This is a genomic window from Thermoanaerobacter kivui, from assembly GCF_000763575.1.
In the GTDB taxonomy this organism is placed as follows: Bacteria; Bacillota; Thermoanaerobacteria; order Thermoanaerobacterales; family Thermoanaerobacteraceae; genus Thermoanaerobacter; species Thermoanaerobacter kivui.
The window spans coordinates 820,282-840,026 of sequence record NZ_CP009170.1 but is presented as its reverse complement, the minus strand read 5'-3'; the positions used below and the strand labels follow the sequence as shown (position 1 = coordinate 840,026).

Genomic DNA, 19,745 nt, shown 5'->3' with positions numbered 1-19,745 from the left:
GGCACGGCCTCCCGTGCCTTTTATAATTTTTTATATCTTGCCCTTTCTCCTCCTACCATCTTAGGCCTTGTCCTTGCAGCAACAATTGTGGCTTCTCCTATCTTATTCCGACTCAATCTCACAGGTACAACCACAGGCCTCAAATGCATTCCAATCAGGACAAGCCCTATGTCAAGCCCTGCATGTCCTAATCCTTTCACATTTTCTACCATAACAGGATTTTTAAACTGCTGATAAGCATAAGTCTGTATTGACCCTCCTGCATGTTCATGGGGAATGACATTTACCTCTTCAAGCCCGTACTTATCTTGTGCTTCTTCCTCCACCAAAAGCGCCCTGTTTATGTGCTCACAACCCTGTACTGCAAGGTATAACCCTCGCTTATGTAGAGCCTCTAAAATTGGGTCCACCACTGCTTTTGCCACATCAAGACTTCCTGCAGTTCCCACTTTCTTGCCCAATATTTCACTTGTACTTCCACCCAAGACAAAAAGACTCCCCGGCTTTAAATTCGTTATGTCAAGTAACTCCTCTATGACTTCCTCTGCCTGCTTTGAAATCTCTTTTAAATCCATTCATTATCCCTCCTGAACTATCATTTACTATCATTATATCACATTTCCCTTTAAGACATGGGGGCGGTTCCTTTTGTCTGAACTTTAAATTATTCAGATAAGAGGAACCGTCCCCTTTGTTTGTCAGACACGGGGGACGGTTCCTTTTGGCCGATTGTACCAAAAGTTACTCGATAGATTAAAATAGCATTTTGAATAGATCACTATATAAATTCTTTATATGCACTAATTATACATCTTTTCATATGCTAAAATTAGATATTCAAAAGGAGGCATAATATGGATAAGCTTGTAGCAAAAAAATATAATTTAGTTTTAAGAGGAATATCTCAAAGGACTCTTGAAGAACACTACAAGTTATACAATGGATATGTAGAAAAGACAAACGAAATACGTGAAAAATTAAAAACAGTCGATCGTTCAAAAGCAAATGCCAGTTATAGTGAATACAGAGAACTTAAATTAGAAGAGACTTACAATTTAGATGGAGTAAAACTTCACGAGTTATATTTTGAAAACTTAGGAGGACCAGGTGGCATCCCAGATGGCATAATAGCTTCAATGATTACACTTGACTTTGGCTCTTTTGAAAACTGGAGACAGGACTTCATAGCCTGTGGAATGGCTTCCCGCGGTTGGACTGTCCTTTGTTTTGACCCTATAGATTTAAAACTTCACAATTACCTTCAAGACCTTCACAATCAAGGAATAGTATTAAGGACAATTCCTCTTTTAGTTCTTGACACTTATGAACATGCCTATTTTATAGACTACGGAACTGATAAAAGAAGCTATATAGAGGCCTTTATGAACAATATAAAATGGGAGGAAGTAAATAGAAGGGTTACCTCTTGGATAGAAATGCATTCTTTTTAAATAAAACTTATATAGAGGGAGGTTTATGTCTGAGACAAAAACCTCCCTCTATTCATTCCGGAAATTATTAACTCATTCAAAAGTGTTAATATCCCTTTTTTTAATTTTTTTTCGCCTTTAAAAGAGAAATAACGGCTATCAAACATAAAAAACTTAGCGACATTATCAGATATGTATAATATATGCCTGTTCTATCCGTCAAATATCCCAGTAGAGGAGCAGCAACAGCCACAAATAAACCCATCAATAAATTGTAAAAAGATAATATTGAGGCACGCATTTCTGAAATTATACACTCATTCAAACGTTTGAAAATACTACATATATATAAACCTGTCCTTTATCTTTAAATAAATCAGTTATTTGCTCGCTTTTTCTGGAAAAGAATCCCGCAATCAAATTGAAGATAGCTATTAGTATTCCAAAGTAATATGGTGGTACCTTATTGAAATACAAATATGTTTGTTCAAGATTTTTTGCTAAATATATAAAGGATAAAACTACCATAGTGGAAAAAAGTAAGAATAATATATCGGTGTGTTAAAGATAAATTTTCCGCTTTCTTTAATAATTTGAAAAAACCTAGTTATTAACGGCTACTCAGAATCTTCTCTCTTGAATACCCTCAAAAACCTCCAACTGCCCTACTCTGAAGATGAACTCAATAAAATTAAAAATGACCTTAAAAGTGAATTAGACCTTTTTAAACAAAGAGAATTGCCTGAGGCAGTATTTGCATTACTAATTGATGCCTCCTATTGTGAAATTAAAGATGGCTCAAAAGTTAAAAAAGCTGCCTTTTACATAGTCCTTGGTATCGACATGGAAGGCAAAAGTGATGATTTCCCAGGTATAATTGAAACAGTCAAGGCTTTAATCCTTATGCTGACCACCAGCTCTGTTTTGTGCATCTTCAAAGAAATATTCGTAAATGTATAACTAATGTTGTAGAAAGTGTCAACAGCACATTGAGAAAATTCGTATAAAAGTGAGTAGATGTTTCAATTCTGTCGACGTGCTTGAAATCAATATTTATCTGCAGAGAAAAAATTTAAAACAGACAAATGATTTGATTTTTGATTTTTTCGCGGTGAGGTCCTTTTTTCTACATCTATACCTCATTTTTCTGCTTCATTACTTACTGAAATTTTACACTATCCTCCTTGACTTATTTAGATCACAAACAGCACAATATAATACACTATCAAAAGTATTGCACCTAGAGGAACAGCAATTCGTGCCCATTCTGTACTTTTTATTTTTAATTTACCCGCTGAAATGATGTTTGGAATATTACCTGGAATTAACATCCCTCCACTAATAAGCATTCCCATTAAAATAGCTCTTATCTGTTCCGGCGTCATTGATGGAGAAATTTCTGCTGCTGCTAGCGTAGCATTATCAACAATTGCAGAAATTGTATTTACCCAGTATAAAATCTCACTTTTCATTTTAACAATATATAAATCAATTATAGGCTTAAAACCTGTTCCCAGTAGCTCTAATGCAAAAATAAAGACGAATACTTTAAAAGCTCTAATGAATACTTCTTTTATATTCTCATCTGCCTCAACATCTTCTGTAGGCTCACCTATCCCGCTTTCTCTTTTTGCAAAAAATGTTCCTATTAATCCAAGAGCTAAAATTGCAATTATTATATCAATACCTATTAATCGTGCAAGATAAAAAAAGTCGGCATGTAACTTGGATACAACAATAGTAGCCAGTGGCTCCCCTACAGGTGTTAAAGCAGCACCAAGGCCTATGGAGAAACAAGCAATGACAATCAAATTTATTTTGTTTTTTCTAGTAAGAGGCAAGTAGTTTACGACTTCAACCAAAACCAAAGAGGCAATTATTGCTGTAATAATGCTTGACATGAGCCCAAGTATCACGATTATAATGAATGCGAAAAGCCTCAAAGATATTTTATCTGCAACTTTTTCAACACCTATTTTCAATTTTTCTTTTAATAATGTAAAAATTAACCCTGCAATCAAAACTGCCAAAGTTATATAGTAAATGAGTGGATTTTTGAAAATATGGAAAAACAATTCTGCACTAAATTGTTTTGACACAATTACAGATATAATTCCCATTGTAAATAAAAAATATTCCAGATTGTGTTCTACTTGTTTTACCACAAATGGCAATAACAGAATAAGTACTAAAATTACAACTAATGCTGTTACCATATATATACCTCCTCTTAAATTTTGCACTATCATCTGTCAGCATTTTTGTGGAAATTCTTTCATTAATTTGAAAAATCCCTTGAAATAATACTTTAATGCGCCTGCAAAATTTGTTCAAGTTGTTCAATGGTGGGTATACCTTCAAAAACTTTTTTACCTTCCATTATCCAGGCAATTTTACCACCTTTTATATTGTATTTGAGCAGATAAAGAAAAAAGAAAAAATTCCTCGAATCTACAACCTCAACCTCGATTTCTGTGTGGTTTTAAATGTAAAATAATGGAACTATACTCCTTCTTCAAATACCTACTGCTAAACCATTTGCTCGTGTTAATTCCTTTAAAACGTATTTTATCCATGACTTGCCCGCAAATGGACCTTCTAATATCGGTAATGAAACTCTTAACCATTCTTCTATGTCTTCTTCTTTGTACTTTCTTTTTTCCTCCTGCTTTGCCGACAGTATTATCCTTTTTATTTCTTCTTGTCTTAAATGCCATTGCTTTGTATAGTCTTCTAATCTGCCATTTGCTTTCTCCGATAATATCCTGCGGGTGTTAAAATAAAATTGTGTCTGATGTATCATGTATGAAACAGTAAAAAGTATGGCTATTGAAAAAGTTTTGAATAAATATTGTGAAAAAGAAGATCCTTCTCGCCCTGCTTTAAAAAAATTATTAGAAGAATTACTCGTGCTATCTGAACGTAGTATCTATCTTTCCAATAATGCTAACGATAAGGGCAATGGATTCTATGATAGAAAACTTGCAACTCCTCTGGGTAACCTCGAAATCTCTGTCCCTAGAAATTGATTCTTATCATTGTGAAATTAAAGATTCTTCCAAAGTTAAGTTGCAAAGTTATTAAGCCCTAAATCTATGCTCGCTATTCCCTTTGGAAGTCTTTTTATCTCAGCTATTTCTTTTTCATAAACTATTTCAACGACATAAATACTTCCTTTTGGAATTATCCTGACTTCTCTTAGATTTCCTGTTATCCTTGTTTTGAGTTTAATTTATATAAGCTTCAGAATGCGCCTCATATAAAATCTTGCAATTGCTTATGATTTCAAAGCGCAAAAGAGGATCTGCATAATTTAAAATAACAACATCAATCTCATCTCTTTTAAAAATTTCTATAAGAAGATCTCTTAATATTGAATTATACAAATTCATATCTATCTTTTTAGTAAATTTTATTCCAATATCTAAGTCACTCAATTAATTTGCCTTTCCTCTTGCATAACCACCAAATATCAAGATTAAAGATACATCGTATTCTTTCACAAACTCACTTAATTTTTCTTTGTCATAAAAGACACCATCTATTTCATAAAACATAAACTTTACCCCCACATAACAAACTCATCTTTACTTGTAATTTAAACTCCATTTATCAATAAACAAAAGCCTTAATATCTCAAGTCCCGTACCTTCTAAATTGCTCTTTGCCCCGCTTCCAAAAAGTATACTCAAAGGGTTTGGAGTTGTGTAATATTTTAACACAGGTTTGCCCTGTATGCCAGCCTCTTTTGCAGCGATATCTACAGCATCGTAGAAATCCCCTAATTTATCCACAAGACCAACTTTAAGTGCCTGCCTTCCTGTGAATATCCTGCCATCTGCTAATTCTTTTACTTTGTCTATAGGCATCTTTCTCCCTTCAGATACAATCTCTACAAACTGCTCATAAGTATCATCTATGACTCCTTGTAATATTTTCTTTTCTTCCGGAGTTAAATCTCTGGTAGGAGAACCCATATCTTTATAAGGACCGCTCTTTATTGTTATCTCTTTTAATCCCAACTTATTGTAAAGCCCTTCATAATTTGTATACTGCATTATAACTCCAATACTTCCTGTTATTGTGGCAGGATTTGCCACTATTATATCTCCGCCACAAGCTGCCATGTATCCTCCTGACGCAGCCGCATCCCCCATTGAAATTATCACTTTTTTCCCTGTTTCTTTTAACCTTTTAAGCTCTGTGTATATTTCTACAGATTTTGCTGCAGAACCTCCTGGACTATTTATCTTGACAACAACTGCCTTTACAGTACTATCCTCTTGAGCTTTTCTTATCTGCTCGACTGGATCCCCTGTGACTTGTGGAATCCCCAATATGTTTGTCTCCCCTATAACTCCTTCAATTGTTATAACACCTATTGTGTTTGAAACCGATGGCACACTTTTATTCTCTTGGGGCATTGTAAGAAAAATGGAAGCAATAACAGTACTAATTATCAAGACTATAAAAATTAATCCTATTAACGCTTTTTTACTCATTTTTTTCTTCCTCCTTCATTCTCCTTTGTACAGCTTTTTTACAGCACTTTTTGCCAATAAATAAACACCTAAGTTTAACAAAATGAGCAAAATCCCTATTATTAAAGTTATTATTATTTCAGAAACATATAATTTCTTTAGTAACAACACAATTCCAACAATGCACCCTATCAAAATAGTAGTCAGTATAAGACTCAAAAGCACATTTAAATTCCCCTTCATAGCCTTTTGAGGATTCTCCCATTCAAAGGAAGGCTTCATGGCGTCTATCAAAAGGCTTAGTATATTTACTGCGGAAATGCCTATAAGCATTAAAACAATCAGTATTACCATACTTAAAAGGTGTATTTTAAAAAGATACCAGCCCAATACATATGTAGGAAGTATAATCACTATTGTAATAATTATACCAAAAATCCATTTTGCTTTTAACTGTAGTGCCGGCTCAACTGGCATCAACTTTGATATGTAAAACATTTTTCCTTCCCTAGAGAAGGAAGTAGAGGAAAGGCTGTTACTTCCTGCTACAAAAAGAGAAAAGAAAAGCCCTATCATCGAAACCCAAAACCAGCCGTCAGGAGCTGAGGTGTATTTTATAGCCATTTCAAGCCCAATTTGTGGATTCCCCACAAAAGAAACAAGAAATACAAAGGGAATTATTATAGCCACAGGCAACACATTCATAGCATATACAGGAACTCTTATAAAAAGCTTCCATTCCCTTACCAGCAATGCCTTCAATAGGCTGGACCTCACTATTTCTTTTTTCAATGAAACTTCTTTTCTTTTTGCTTCAACCTCTTGCCCTGAAATTACAGCTTTTAAGTACATTTTTTGAGCAGAAACAGCCAAAACGGCTGTAAATATTATTGATACAGCGATAAACATCAAAAGATTTAAAAACCCTGACAAAGTATTATAATTCGTCATAGAAACTGCTCCCCATAAAGCAGGAGGGAAACTTCTAGATATCATCTTTGCAAGGTTAGCATTTTGCAAAATAAAATTTTCTATTGCCTGTTGTTCTCCATTTTGAGGAATCCGATTGATAAAAAATTGTATTGTAAAGAAGAAAATTAGCGCTAATATACTCACTATAACTGTATACAAGTCCTTTTTCCTTTTCAAATTTACAAATCTCATAATTAAAACAGAAGCAATTGCCGCAATAGAAAGAGGTATAATAGGTGTAAATATAAATACAATAAATGAAACGAGATAGTATAAAATTCCTGCCTGCGTGCCAATGCCATATATAAAGATTGCTGGTAGCATTAAAAATGCCAATGTAACATATTCATTCAATAAAATTATGCTATATTTTGACAAAACTATTTTATAAGGCTGTATAGGAAGAGGAAGCAAAATATTTATATCATCAGAAAAATAAAACACAGAAATAGTCCAAAAAAAGCCGAATACCAATGTCAAAAGCTGAGCTAAAAGAAGGACTGTCACAGGCATAAGCTGAGGCTGGTTAATTAACATGCTTGCTGCATACATGCTGTTTAAATACATTATGTACATAAAAAGCAATGTTCCCCCGCCAACAGCCATTCCAAATAGAGCAAGCACTATTTCCCATAAATCTTTCTTTTTAACAAAATATTTATATCTCATTGCCGAAATGCTATAATAAACTTTCATTTGTGTTCTTAAAAGCGATAAAAACTCCCTCATTTTTCTGTCAACTCCAAGAATATTTTTTCTAAGGATTCCCTTTCGTGTTGGCTTTTTATTTCTTCCATTGTTCCACAGGCTATAATTTTGCCTTTGTTTATTATCGCTATTTTATCGCACAGCCTTTCTGCAACTTCCAAGACGTGTGTTGAAAAAAACACAGTAAAACCTGCTTTTGTATGTTCTGCCATAAGCTCTTTAAGTAAAAAGGCAGATTTTGGGTCCAGCCCTACCATGGGTTCATCCAAAATCCAAACAGAAGGATTGTGAATAAGTGCGGCTGTAATGAGGAGCTTTTGTTTCATTCCATGAGAATAACTTTGTATTAAGTCTCCAATGGCATTCTTTAGATCAAAAGCCTCCAAGAAATATTCAATCCTCTCTTTCCTGTCTTTTTCAGATACGCCATACACATCTGCAATAAAATTGAGATATTCTATGCCTGTCAGTTTGTCATAAATATCAGGGCTGTCTGGAACATATCCTATGCGCTTTTTAACCTCTATAGGATTTTTGTCGATATCAATTCCGTCTACTTTAATTTCTCCTGTATCGTGAGACAGAAGACCTACTATCATTTTTATCGTAGTAGTTTTGCCAGCACCGTTAGGACCTAAAAATCCAAATATTTCACCGGGATTTACAACAAGGTCAATGTTGTCAACAGCTTTTATTTTACCTTTATTGTAAGATTTTGAAACGCCTTTTAATTCTATCAAGTTTTACACCTCCACCCTATCACTTTTTTTATTATAACATAATTTCGTTCAAAATTTGCCAATAAATTTATTAAATTTTATCATTTTTTCTTGTATTTTCAGCCAAAAGGTAGTATTAAAAAACTTTTAAACTTCATATTATTATTTTGAATTACATTAACAGGGAGGAGAGCTATTGGACACCAAAAAATATTACAAACCAATTCTCCTTTTACTAGCACTCATTTTTTTAACTTACTTTTCTATTTCCTTTTTCAATAAAACCATAGAGACAGTTGCAGACAATAAAGAAGAGATAAAAACTGTACTGGATGAATTTTTTAAAAGAAGAGGAAGTGTACTTTTAAGCGGCGACATAAGAGAAATAGAAGGTTTTTACGACAAGTCATCTACATACGGCAAATGGGCATTGGACCATGAAAGGAGGCGAATCGAATACGTTAAAGGATGGTCTGAAAAGAGAGATCTTAAGTTTACAGAAGCAGAGTCTTTTTACAGGATAAAAAGCGTAAAAGCTGGTGAAAACTCTATTTGGGTGTATCTTGTGGAAACTATGAAAATGGGATACGCTTACAACATAAAAAGCGATGTAATAAATTACATGGGATTAGGTATACGGCATTCCATACAGCTCGTAAAAGTTGATGGAAAATGGCTTATAAGAAGAGATTGGTATTATGACCCCCTTGACGAAGACTCTGCTTTTATAGATGTCAGCCCCGCCGAAGGTATAATCCCTGAAATTACCCCTGCCAGTTCAAAACCTGTCACCGAAGAAGAATCAAAACCTAAAAAGAAAGGAAAGTACGACAGAGAAGGAGCAGTAGCCTATGCAGATAAATATGCAGGAGCCGCATGGGGAAGTGGCAACAACTACGAGTACAACAAAAAATACAGAGATTACAATGGTCTTGGAGGAGACTGCACAAATTTTGCATCACAAGTGCTACATGAAGGTGGAGGCCTTCCAATGGACTACGTATGGAATTTTAATGGAAAAGACTCTTCTACTGCTTGGGCACAAGCGCCGGCACTTTTTAATTATCTCATTTATACAGGAAAAGGAAAATTAATTGCAAAGGGCTATTATTTAGACATGGTACAACCCACCGAACAACATCCAAAAGGGGCAATAAGAGAAATTGAAAAAGGAGACCTTATTTGCTATGAAGAAAAGGGAGAAATAGTTCACTTTGGAGTAGTGACAGGCTTTGACTCCATAGGAATCCCTGTTGTAAACACTCACACTTCTGATAGATACCATGTCCCCTTCGATTTAGGGTGGGACAAAAGGGTAATTTACAGATTCATACATATAAATGATTAAAGATAGAGAAAGCCTCTCTATCTCAGTTTGTTGACAAACCTTTTTGTGAGTAATTTAAAGTCTCTTGCTTTATATTAAAGTGCAGGCTCACGTATCTAAGTCGTGCCTAAGGCTCGTTTTGAGCAGCTTCTGAATTCGCTTTCTTTCATGGGTCATCCTGAGGAGGTGCGCAGCAGAAGCCTGAGAGAAGCGAAAGGACTTTGTCTACAGTCTGAGATAGAGAAAAATCTCTATCTTTAATTTTCTTTATCTGCCCTTTGAAGTTTTATTACATCTTCATCCTTTACATTTTTGTCGTGGTGGTGCTTGACAATATATATTACTTTATCGCTTAATCCAATTTCTTTGCAAATTTCTCCACTATATTCTGCATGGTTATAATACACTTGTAAAAAATACAAACGCTTTTCAAGATATCTTGCCAAAGGTGGTATCTTTTTTATCAACACAGCAATTGCTTTTTTATCAGGGGTTATTTTAACCTTTATTTTGCCTATGTCATGAAAAAGGGCAGCTTTTAAAAGTTCCTCATCTTTTACCTTATATTTATCCATGAGAGTATAACACACATCCAAAGAATGCCTTTTTTCATAGACAGGAAGCCTATTAAAATACTCTAACTCTCTTTTGGTTAAAAATTTCTTTAAAAATTCATAATCCCTATCATAAATGCCAGCAGTCAAAGACTTGAAATACTGCAATACTCTATTCACAAAATCACCTTTTAATCTAACAGTATTCCCTCTTTTTCAAGCGCATCTAACAACTCGCCTTTTTTATAATATCAAAACATATCTTCATGTCAATATAAAGCTCTCTGTCCTCATTGAGAGGTTTAATGTATTTACCACACACAAAAAATTTCATTTTACTTGTATATATTATAATATTTAACAAAGTTTTAAAAAATCCTTCCAAACCTTAAATTTTTAACTTTGGTCAAGACTTGATAACACATCATCAAAAACACCTATTCTGCAAATTTTTCTATTGACATCCCAATGGCGACATATTTCACAGCTTCTATCTCCATTAGCAATAGACATAGAAAAATTATTAGCATAAAGGGACTGGTCTAATTCAAAGTCCTTGCAATTCTTTCCAACTGTCCTCAATTGTTCAACACTTACCACAAAACCACCACCTACAATCTTTTTATCCTTTCCTCTACATCAAAAGGTGTCATACCTGTCGCATCTATCACAGCAGCTTTCGTTGAAATATCATCCATCCCCAACATATTTCTACTTTGGCCTGTAATGACAACAGCATCATAGGCATTAAAATTGTTTTTGCTCAAAAGGTATTCCTCCAATTCCACAACTTCATATCCTCTTTCTTTTAAATAATTTTTAATATTAGAAAGCTGGCTTTCCACTGCTACCTTTTTCCCCATCACAACACCTCCTGATTCCCTTTACCAAATAGTATTCTCCACAGCAGTTATTTTATACTTGTAAACATCTCTCCTACTAATACAAAAACTAAAGACAAAAGCCACATCACAATCATAGCAATGACAAGATAACTTCCCCATCTTTCCATAAATTCTATTTCTTTTCTTTTTTCAGGCAATTCTTCGTGGTAGTAAATTTTTTTAACTGTCTTCAAGTCATTTATCCAATAAGATATGTACAATATTCCTCCTAATAATCCCACTGCTGTACCTGCCAAAAAAAGATAGTTGCTGTAATATACAAAAGAGGTGTAAAAACCATTTACAATAATATTTGACACTATAGCTATTATTCCCATAACAATTCCTAAAATAATTCCCTTTTTCATATTCCACCTCGATTTCACCAGATTATATTTCGATTATATCACAAACGATAAACAAAATGATTTGTTTTAAAATTGTTAAAATTTAAAATTTAAGTTTCAAGAAGGATTTTCATACCTTTGTATAGAATAGATATAGTTGTCCATTTTTTTAAGGGTGGGGGTATTAAATGAAAAAAAAGAAAAAAGAGAAATATTTAAACATAATGATAATTCCCGACTCAAACCACCAAATCAAAAGCTTTAGGGTTTCTATTCCCCTTATAAAAACGACGGCGCCGCTTAAGGTTGCCGTTGGGAAGGTGCTCACACGGGTTTCTATTCCCCTTATAAAAACGACGGCGATAATAACTTTTTCAATATTTCTGGCTGCTACACTTTCTTTAGTGTATTTTGGAAAAACCACCTCTTATTTATATACTGTAATCAGAGAAAAAGATGAAAAAATTGCACAATTGACGTCAATTAAAGAAGAACAAGACAAAAAAATTGCCACGCTCGATAAAAACGCACAATTAGTCAACGAAAAAATTAAGAGTTTAAATGAACTTGAAGAAAAGGTAAGGCGAATGGTAGGATTGTCAACTCCAACTACCAGCCGTGGTGGCCTTTCAAGAGATGCCAGAAATGAAGGCAGCATTACCTATGACAATGAAACAACAGCACAGCTCACTTCAGAAATAGATCAAAAAACACAAGATTTAAAAGACCTCATTTCAAAGGTAGCAGCAAGACTGGATTACCTCGAATCAATACCCAGTACCTATCCAGTACAGGGTACCATCACTTCTCCTTTTGGAACGAGAAAGTCACCTTACGGATATGGCACTGAATTTCATCCAGGAATTGATATAGCAGTCTCAGTTGGTACTCCAGTAAGAGCTGCAGGAAAAGGAGTAGTTACATACGCAGGTTGGCTTTCAGGATACGGAAAAGCTGTAATAATAGACCACGGATATGGTATTCAGTCGGTTTATGGACACAATTCACAAATCATCGTCAAAGTGGGCCAAACTGTGAAAAGAGGAGATATAATTGCAAAATCAGGAAATACTGGAAGAAGCACTGGGCCCCATGTTCACTTTGAAGTTAGGGTAAATGGCAACCCTGTAAATCCAATGAACTATCTTGCAAAGGGGAATTGATATGTTTCAAAGGAAAGAGCAAGTTTTGGAAGTTAACCCAGACAAAATAGACACTGTCATAGGCAAAAATTCAACTTTTGAAGGCACCATTAAATCACAAGGTACCCTCAGAATAGATGGTAATTTCACTGGCCAAATAGAGACAAAAGGCAACATCATAATAGGCGAATCAGCTAAAGTAGAAGCCAATATAACTACAGATAACATCATTCTTTCCGGTGAAGTAAAAGGAAACATATTTGCAAAAGGACAATTGCAACTTACTTCTACAGGAAAACTTTCCGGCGATATAGAAGTTCAAAACTTGATAATAGAAGATGGAGCCATTTTTGACGGCAAATGTAAAATGTTAAAATCTCCTCAAAGCAATCCTGTTAAAAATGACGAACAAAAAAAATAATTTAAAAAAGGCCGGCCATGCGGCCTTTCTTAAATTATTGGCACATACACATTGTTGTTTTCATCAAAATATCCTTTTAAAATTTCTCCTAATATTTCAATGCCCTTTGCTATTTCCTTCACCTCACAAGAAGCAAAACTCAGCCTTACAAAGCTATTTTCTTTTTTACCCATAAAGAATATATCGCCAGGTACTATCATTAAATTTCTGTCCAAACACTTTGAGTACAAACTTTTAGCAGAAAGATTATTTTTAAGCTTTAACCAAAAATAAAACCCTCCTTTGGGATGTTCAAACTCTGTGTAGTTTTTAAGGTTTTCAAGACGCCTTCCCATCTCACTAAATCTTTCATACATTACCTGTTTTATACTTTCAACATGTTTCACCCAGATATTTTCTCTTAAATACAAATCAAAAGCCCTCTGCATGAGTCCCGATGTAGAAAGGTCTGATACGTATTTAGCTTTTAAAAAAGAACTCACAAATCTCTCAGGAGCAATTATAAAACCAAGTCTCAACCCTGGCATATATACTTTAGAAAAACTTTTTATGTAAATCACTCTGTCGTGTTTGTCATATGCCTTAAGAGGCAATGTTTTTTCTTTTGTAAAGCTAAGTTCGCTGGCAAAGTCATCTTCCACCACATAAGTTTCGTACTTTTCTGCTAAACTAATCAATTTTTTCTTTTTTTCTTCACTGTAGGTAATCCCTGTAGGATTATGAAAATTGGGTATTACATATATAAATCTGGGCTTAAATTTTTTTAGTTTATCTTCTAATTCTTCCAAGTCTATCCCATCCTTTTGCAATTCCACTTCTAATATTTCTGCTCCGCGGGACTCAAAAGAAGCCAAAGCCCACGAATAAGTCGGTCTTTCAGCAATTATGGCATCCTCGAAATTTATAAGAGCTTTGGATACAACATCTATCCCTTGCTGTCCTCCCGATATTATTTGTATATTGTCTATAGAGGTAAATATTTGGTCTTTTTTTACAAATTCTTTGACAGATTCCCTAAGAGGTTTATATCCTTTTGTGTCTTGATACTCAAAAGCATATCCTCCATCTCTTTTCAATACCCTGTTAATTAATTCCCTAAAATCTTCTACAGGAAAAAGTTCAGGGTTAGGAGAAGAAGAAGCAAAATTTATCATACCTTTTCGCAGGGCAAACTGCCCTTGGTCCAATGATTTAATGTTTTCCTCCATTTCATCGTCTTTTTTTATATCTTCACAAACATAAGTTCCACTTCCTACTTTGGTATATACATAACCGTTTTGCTCCAAAAGTTTATAAGCATTTATTATGGTAATGTTATTTACACCCAGCTCTTTTGCAAGACTTCTTATTGTGGGAAGTTTGTAACCTCCTGGGAGACTGCCGTTTTCTATAAACCTCTTTATTTGGCTGTAGACTTGCATGTACAAAGGTATATTTTTATTCTTATCAATCGTTATTTTATTCATACTAACACCCCACAGAATTGTATCGTTACAATTATTATACCATTATCACAACAAAAATTCTTTTTAAATATCAAATGTATTATAATGGATGTAGGTAAAAAAATATTAAAAAGAAATTTGGCGAGGTGAAACTATGTTTTTGCTTTTAAAAGGTGGAGAAGTGTACTCTCCTGAACCTTTGGGAAGAAAAGACATACTGATATGCAACGGTAAAATACTAAAAATCGCAGATGAAATAAAAGCCACCAATGAGTTTGGCAATGTAGAAACAGTAGATTTAAAAGGCTTCATTGTAGTTCCCGGTTTTATTGACCAACATGTACACATAGCAGGAGGCGGCGGAGAAGGAGGACCTATCACAAGAACTCCAGAAATAAAGCTTTCTGACATTATAAAAGGCGGCATTACCACAGTCGTAGGCCTTTTAGGAGCTGATGGAATAACCCGAAGCATGGCCTCACTTCTTGCAAAAGCGCGAGCATTAGAACAAGAAGGCATAACTACATACATTTACACAGGAGCTTATGAACTTCCCACTCGAACTTTAACAGGAAGTGTAAGATCTGATTTAGTTTTAATAGATAAAGTTATAGGAACTGGCGAAATAGCCATTTCAGACCACAGGTCTGCACAACCAACTATTGAAGACTTGACAAAACTTGCTGCAGAAGCGAGAGTCGGTGGACTTTTAGGCAATAAGCCCGGAGTAGTTCACCTCCACGTTGGAGATGGGATAAGAGGGCTCACTCCTATTTTTGAGATAGTAAAAAATACAGAAATACCTATTACGCAATTTGTCCCGACTCATATAAACAGAATAGGACACCTTTTTGAGCAAGGATTGAAATTTATAGAAATGGGTGGCGTAATTGACCTTACTTCTGATATAAAGCCGGACGCCCACACAAAAACTGCTTTAACACCAAAAGAAGCAATTAAAAAAATCGTAGAAAACAAATTACCTATAGAAAAAGTCACTATGAGCTCTGATAGCAATGGTAGCATTCCTGTATTTGATGAAAATAAGCGATTGGTAAAGGTTATGGTGGGAAGTGCACAAACTCTATACCGCGATTTAAGAGAAGTTATAGTGGAAGGGATACTGCCAATAGAACAAGCAATTAAGATAATAACAGAAAATGTAGCAAAAGTATTAAATCTGTATCCTAATAAAGGCTGTATCAAAGAAAAGTCAGACGGAGACATTGTAATATTAGACAATAACTTAAACATTCACTCTGTCATTGCAAAGGGAAGATTCATGATAAATGAGAAGAAATCAGTTAAAAAAGGCATGTTTGAAGAATAAAAGGCGCGAAAACGCCTTAGACTTTAGACAAAGTCACTTTTAAAAAGTCTCCGCTTTTATGCATAAAGTGCATCCTACTGCCCAAAACGAGCCATAGACACGACTTAGATACGTGAGCCTGCACTTTAATATAAAGCTGGAGACTTTAATTTATACGTAAAAAGTTTGTCAACAAACTGAGGCGATTTTACGTCTTATATTCTTGATACTCTTTTAAAATCATGTCAGCTATTATCTCCATTGGAATAGACAAATCCATGCTCATCTTCCTCATAGTTTTATAAGCCTCATCCTCACTCAATCCTTTAGCTTTCATAATATACCCTTTTGCTTTTTCAATCTTTTTTCTCGCTTCAAGTTCATGCTTTAATTTTTGAATTTCTTCTTTCATACTTCTAAATTTTTTGTAATTTTCTATGACAAATTCCACTGTCGCTAAAAGCACCGTTCTGTCTATAGGTTTTAATAGATAAGAAAATACAGAGTATTTTCTTACTTCTTCGATAAAATCTCTTGAAAGAGTAGGTGTCATCAAAATTACAGGGGCTATATCTGCTTCATTTATAATGCGTCCAATTTCAAAACCATTCATGTTAGTAAGATTCAAATCCGCTATAACTAAATCAGGAGCGAGAGCGCGACAAAGCCTTATAGCACTTCCGCCATCTCTCGCTTCATAAACCAAGTGTCCATTCGCTAATAACACATTCTTTATGAACTGCCGAGACAAATCGCTGCTGTCTGCCAAAACAATTCGCCATTGGCTCATCGAGACACCTCTAATTTAACTTAGAATTTAGATAGATATTGATCTAATTCCCATTGAGTAACGTATATTTTGTACTCATCCCATTCTGCTCTTTTAGCCTCCAAGAATTTTGTATACACATGATCGCCTAATGCTTCTTTTATAACTTCATCCTTTTCTAACTCGTTTAAAGCTTCTTCTAAAGAGCCTGGCAGTCTTTCAATTCCTAAGTTTTCTAATTCTTCTTTATTCATATGGTATATATTTGCATTTACAGGTGGTGGCGGTGTTATATTATTCTTTATACCATCTAATCCTGCTGCCAATGCAACAGCCAAAGCAAGATAAGGATTGCTGGTTGGATCAGGACTTCTAAGTTCTATCCTTGTAGATTCTCCTCTTTTGGCAGGAATTCGTATTAAAGGACTTCTGTTTCTTGCAGACCAAGCAATATTTACAGGAGCTTCATAGCCTGAAACTAGGCGTTTATAAGAATTAACAATAGGGTTAGTAATAGCTGTCATAGCTTTTGCATGTTTTATAATTCCTCCTATATAGTTATAACATACTTTACTTAGCCCTATAGGGTCAGAAAGGTCATAAAAAGCATTTTTACCATCTTTTGTAAGTGACATGTTCATATGCATTCCAGAACCCGCAATGCCAAAAACTGGTTTTGGCATAAAGGTGGCGTGTAACCCATGTTTTTGAGCAATTATTCTTACCACCATTTTAAAAGTCATCACATTGTCAGCAGTAGTTAATGCATCGTCATATTTGAAATCTATCTCATGTTGTCCTGGTCCTACTTCATGATGAGATGCTTCAATTTGAAACCCTAGTTGCTTAAGAGTGGATACCATTTCTTTTCTTGCGCTTTCTCCTAAATCTACAGGTGCCATATCAAAATAGCTTGCATTATCTTGAGTTATTGTTGTAAGATTACCCTTTTCATCCGTCAAAAAGAGATAAAACTCGCATTCAGGCCCTACATTAAATTGATAACCTAATTTCTTCGCCTCTTCTAAATTTCTTTTTAAAACATAGCGAGGGTCTCCTTCAAAGGGAGTTCCATCGTAATTGTAAATATCACATATGAGTCTTGCCTCTACACCAGAGTTTGTCCTCCATGGGAAGATCACAAACGTATCAGGATCCGGCCTTAAATACATGTCTGATTCTTCGATTCTCACAAATCCGTCAATTGAAGATCCGTCAAACATAATTTCATTGTTGAGAGCTTTATTTAGTTCTTCTACTGGGATAGAAACATTTTTCATGACTCCAAAGATGTCACTGAATTGAAGATGTACATATTCCACTCCATACTCATTTGCCAGTTTTAAAACATCCTCTTTGCTATATTTTTTACCCATAATCTTCCTCCTCTAATAAATTAAGGGCGCACTCAAATAGGGTGCCAATACCCATTTGAAGACGCCCTTGCCTTCCCTATAAATTATTATTAAATTTTAACTAAGAAATATTATATCACATTTTTTTCACAGTGCAATATAGTTTTAATAATTTTTTGCTATTTTTTCTCTACTAGTATGTCAATGCCATCAATCCAACCAGAAACTACGTTGAAAAGCCATGCTCCAAAAGCACTAACTATAGAAAAAATTATGCCATAAACTATTCCGCCAATGAGGCCACCAATTATTCCTGCACCAAAAGCTCCAAAGCTGTTTGCAAAAAGTCCACCAAATAAACCACCAATGAGTCCCAGAATTAGGCCTATCACAATCCCGTAAATCAAAGTAAATTTAAAAACTGACAAAACAGATATTTTTTTGAGTTTATAATTCCACATTTTAACACCTCCTTCCTTTTTTGAAATTTTAAATGTTTACGTTATAATTATATTATATCCAAAAATAATTATGCCTGTCTGTAGTTTCAGGGGGGATTTTATGAAAAGTTTTACAATAGTTATTCCATTTATAAAAAAGCACAAGTGGGATTACATAATAGGTATAATTTTTTTATTAGCAGTAGACTTGCTTCAAATGATAGTTCCCCATTTACTAGGTTCAGTAACTGATTTATTTAAAAGTAAAGATTTAACTCCAAAAGTACTATTAACGTATTCGTTTTGGATAATAGGTATAGCTATTTTGGTATTTGCTTTTAGATTTATTTGGCGAATGAAAATAATGGGGATGTCAATGTAAGGCTTATATTACAATTTATATATGCTGCAGTACAAAGACCAATTAATAGAAAAGGAAGCATAACTAGCATACTAAAATTTAGGATGGACATACTATTTTTGAGGTGATAGTGTGAAAAAATACTCTAAAATAGTATGTGCCCTCCTTATTTTCTTACTTTTATTTAGTTTATCCGGTTGTAAAAATAAACAACAAAATAAACCTCAAAAAAAGCCCCAAACGAGTCAAAAAACAGAATTGCCAAAGGAACTATCCAAAATAGAAGAAGATATAGAAAAAATAATAAAAGAAGTTCAAAAGATAAAAGAAAAAACGCAAACAGCACAAAACGCCCAAAAAGACAAAAAAGACGAGAAAAAAGAAAAAGATAAAAACAAATCAAAACAAATTACTCAAAAAACCCCAGAAGAAAAATCGTGGGAGCAGGTTGATAAATTAACAAAAGATATTCATATAAATTGGAATTCATTAAATCCCATTGCCGTCAAAGCAGGTGCAAAATTAAATTTAATAAACAGCATGAGTGCAGCCATAAACGATTTTACTATAACAACAAACAAAAAATCGAAAATTGATGTATTAATAAGTGCAAATAACGTATATAAATACATCCCTGATTTAGAAGACCTCTTTCAAACAGAGACACCTACTGATATAAAAAGATTAAAATTTTATGCACAGGATATAAGTTTTAAAAGCGAGGTCCAAAAATGGGATGAAGTCTCAAAAGATATAATAGATATGAATTCTGTGTGGAAAACTTTAAAGCCAAAGCTTCCTAAAGAGGCTAAAAATTCTGCTGATAAATTTGAAGCAGGGCTTTCAGAACTTGAAAAAGCAGTAAAATCCCAAAACAAAGTTTTAATTAAAATAAAAGCTGACGTACTTCTTCAAGACATAAAATCTCTTGAAAAAACCTCAAAGCCTAAAAAGTAGTTTTTGTACTTTTTGGGCTTTTTGTACATTTGTAATCCTTATTTTATTGACTTCATATAATAATAATGATATATTTTAAATTAAATAAACATACTTTAATGCAGGGTACAATTGAAATCTTGTT

At 34.2% G+C, this 19,745-nt stretch carries 21 protein-coding genes and 3 pseudogenes; 9 read left to right on the top strand and 15 right to left on the bottom strand.

Features of this window, described 5'->3' with window-relative positions:
• Positions 1-20: 20 nt before the first annotated feature.
• The gene (locus TKV_RS04230) at positions 21-575 is read right to left on the bottom strand and encodes a TIGR01440 family protein (protein WP_049684872.1); all 555 of its coding nucleotides are present in this window, start codon (positions 573-575) and stop codon (positions 21-23) included.
• Positions 576-854: 279 nt separating this feature from the next.
• Here TKV_RS04230 and TKV_RS04225 point away from each other — a divergent pair, with 279 nt between their 5' ends.
• A complete protein-coding gene (locus tag TKV_RS04225) occupies positions 855-1,451 on the top strand; it encodes a superoxide dismutase (protein ID WP_049684871.1) in 597 nt (198 codons plus the stop codon).
• A 579-nt stretch (positions 1,452-2,030) separates the two neighbouring features.
• A pseudogene (locus TKV_RS04220) lies at positions 2,031-2,511 on the top strand (transposase); the annotation flags it as partial.
• Positions 2,512-2,623: 112 nt separating this feature from the next.
• Here the strand turns inward: TKV_RS04220 and TKV_RS04215 are convergent.
• Both TKV_RS04215 and TKV_RS04210 read right to left on the bottom strand, forming a co-directional pair.
• A complete protein-coding gene (locus TKV_RS04215; protein WP_049684870.1) occupies positions 2,624-3,646 on the bottom strand; it encodes a DUF1646 domain-containing protein in 1,023 nt (340 codons plus the stop codon).
• A gap of 299 nt (positions 3,647-3,945) precedes the next feature.
• A complete protein-coding gene (locus TKV_RS04210; protein ID WP_049684869.1) occupies positions 3,946-4,233 on the bottom strand; it encodes a hypothetical protein in 288 nt (95 codons plus the stop codon).
• Between TKV_RS04210 and TKV_RS04205 the strand changes: the two are divergent.
• Positions 4,232-4,453 (top strand): annotated as a pseudogene (locus tag TKV_RS04205) (IS256 family transposase); the annotation flags it as partial. The gene TKV_RS04210 and the pseudogene TKV_RS04205 overlap by 2 nt on opposite strands.
• 204 nt (positions 4,454-4,657) lie before the next feature.
• Here TKV_RS04205 and TKV_RS13430 read toward each other — a convergent pair.
• The 4 genes from TKV_RS13430 to TKV_RS04185 all read right to left on the bottom strand — a co-directional run bounded on the left by TKV_RS13430 (position 4,658) and on the right by TKV_RS04185 (position 8,331).
• Positions 4,658-4,867, bottom strand: coding sequence for a nucleotidyltransferase domain-containing protein (locus TKV_RS13430; RefSeq protein WP_268870102.1), 210 nt, complete (start codon positions 4,865-4,867; stop codon positions 4,658-4,660).
• A 150-nt stretch (positions 4,868-5,017) separates the two neighbouring features.
• Entirely contained in the window at positions 5,018-5,932 is a 915-nt protein-coding gene (sppA, locus tag TKV_RS04195; protein ID WP_049684867.1) for a signal peptide peptidase SppA, read from the bottom strand.
• Between the two features lie 15 nt (positions 5,933-5,947).
• Positions 5,948-7,612, bottom strand: coding sequence for a putative ABC transporter permease subunit (locus tag TKV_RS04190; RefSeq protein WP_049684866.1), 1,665 nt, complete (start codon positions 7,610-7,612; stop codon positions 5,948-5,950).
• On the bottom strand, positions 7,609-8,331 hold the full coding sequence (locus TKV_RS04185; protein ID WP_049684865.1) for an ABC transporter ATP-binding protein: 723 nt from the start codon (positions 8,329-8,331) through the stop codon (positions 7,609-7,611). Before TKV_RS04185 ends, TKV_RS04190 begins: the two co-directional genes overlap by 4 nt.
• A 175-nt stretch (positions 8,332-8,506) precedes the next feature.
• On the opposite strand from TKV_RS04185, the gene TKV_RS04180 reads away from it, so the two are divergent.
• Positions 8,507-9,658, top strand: coding sequence for an amidase domain-containing protein (locus tag TKV_RS04180; RefSeq protein ID WP_049684864.1), 1,152 nt, complete (start codon positions 8,507-8,509; stop codon positions 9,656-9,658).
• Positions 9,659-9,894: 236 nt separating this feature from the next.
• Here the strand turns inward: TKV_RS04180 and TKV_RS04175 are convergent, their stop codons facing one another.
• From TKV_RS04175 to TKV_RS04160, 4 genes are all read right to left on the bottom strand, one after another.
• The gene (locus TKV_RS04175; protein ID WP_049684863.1) at positions 9,895-10,371 is read right to left on the bottom strand and encodes an HDIG domain-containing metalloprotein; all 477 of its coding nucleotides are present in this window, start codon (positions 10,369-10,371) and stop codon (positions 9,895-9,897) included.
• 216 nt (positions 10,372-10,587) lie between these two features.
• Positions 10,588-10,791 (bottom strand): hypothetical protein, encoded by a 204-nt coding sequence (locus tag TKV_RS04170; protein ID WP_049684862.1) that lies wholly within the window; start codon positions 10,789-10,791, stop codon positions 10,588-10,590.
• Between the two features lie 11 nt (positions 10,792-10,802).
• Positions 10,803-11,054, bottom strand: coding sequence for a YkuS family protein (locus TKV_RS04165; RefSeq protein ID WP_049684861.1), 252 nt, complete (start codon positions 11,052-11,054; stop codon positions 10,803-10,805).
• Between the two features lie 47 nt (positions 11,055-11,101).
• Complete coding sequence (locus TKV_RS04160) at positions 11,102-11,443, bottom strand: MotA/TolQ/ExbB proton channel family protein (protein ID WP_049684860.1); 342 nt, start codon at positions 11,441-11,443, stop codon at positions 11,102-11,104.
• Between the two features lie 167 nt (positions 11,444-11,610).
• Between TKV_RS04160 and TKV_RS04155 the strand changes: the two genes are divergently transcribed.
• Both TKV_RS04155 and TKV_RS04150 read left to right on the top strand, forming a co-directional pair.
• The gene (locus TKV_RS04155) at positions 11,611-12,585 is read left to right on the top strand and encodes a M23 family metallopeptidase (RefSeq protein WP_049684859.1); all 975 of its coding nucleotides are present in this window, start codon (positions 11,611-11,613) and stop codon (positions 12,583-12,585) included.
• 1 nt (position 12,586) lies between these two features.
• Positions 12,587-12,985 (top strand): bactofilin family protein, encoded by a 399-nt coding sequence (locus tag TKV_RS04150; protein ID WP_049684858.1) that lies wholly within the window; start codon positions 12,587-12,589, stop codon positions 12,983-12,985.
• 29 nt (positions 12,986-13,014) lie between these two features.
• Here the strand turns inward: TKV_RS04150 and pdxR are convergent, their stop codons facing one another.
• Entirely contained in the window at positions 13,015-14,451 is a 1,437-nt protein-coding gene (pdxR, locus tag TKV_RS04145; protein ID WP_049684857.1) for a MocR-like pyridoxine biosynthesis transcription factor PdxR, read from the bottom strand.
• Between the two features lie 133 nt (positions 14,452-14,584).
• Between pdxR and iadA the strand changes: the two genes are divergently transcribed.
• Entirely contained in the window at positions 14,585-15,760 is a 1,176-nt protein-coding gene (iadA, locus tag TKV_RS04140) for a beta-aspartyl-peptidase (RefSeq protein ID WP_049684856.1), read from the top strand.
• Positions 15,761-15,947: 187 nt separating this feature from the next.
• Here the strand turns inward: iadA and TKV_RS04135 are convergent, their stop codons facing one another.
• The 3 genes from TKV_RS04135 to TKV_RS04125 all read right to left on the bottom strand — a co-directional run bounded on the left by TKV_RS04135 (position 15,948) and on the right by TKV_RS04125 (position 18,324).
• Entirely contained in the window at positions 15,948-16,529 is a 582-nt protein-coding gene (locus tag TKV_RS04135) for an ANTAR domain-containing response regulator (RefSeq protein WP_049684855.1), read from the bottom strand.
• Positions 16,530-16,549: 20 nt separating this feature from the next.
• The gene (gene glnA, locus TKV_RS04130) at positions 16,550-17,884 is read right to left on the bottom strand and encodes a type I glutamate--ammonia ligase (RefSeq protein ID WP_049684854.1); all 1,335 of its coding nucleotides are present in this window, start codon (positions 17,882-17,884) and stop codon (positions 16,550-16,552) included.
• Between the two features lie 158 nt (positions 17,885-18,042).
• Positions 18,043-18,324 carry a hypothetical protein gene (locus TKV_RS04125; protein ID WP_003870304.1) on the bottom strand — a complete coding sequence of 94 codons (282 nt, stop codon included), beginning with the start codon at positions 18,322-18,324 and terminating at the stop codon, positions 18,043-18,045.
• 100 nt (positions 18,325-18,424) lie between these two features.
• Between TKV_RS04125 and TKV_RS04120 the strand changes: the two are divergent.
• Positions 18,425-18,679, top strand: a pseudogene (locus TKV_RS04120) (ABC transporter ATP-binding protein); the annotation flags it as partial.
• A gap of 117 nt (positions 18,680-18,796) precedes the next feature.
• Positions 18,797-19,621, top strand: a complete 825-nt coding sequence (locus tag TKV_RS04115) for a hypothetical protein (RefSeq protein ID WP_049684852.1) — start codon at positions 18,797-18,799, stop codon at positions 19,619-19,621.
• Positions 19,622-19,745 lie beyond the last annotated feature (124 nt).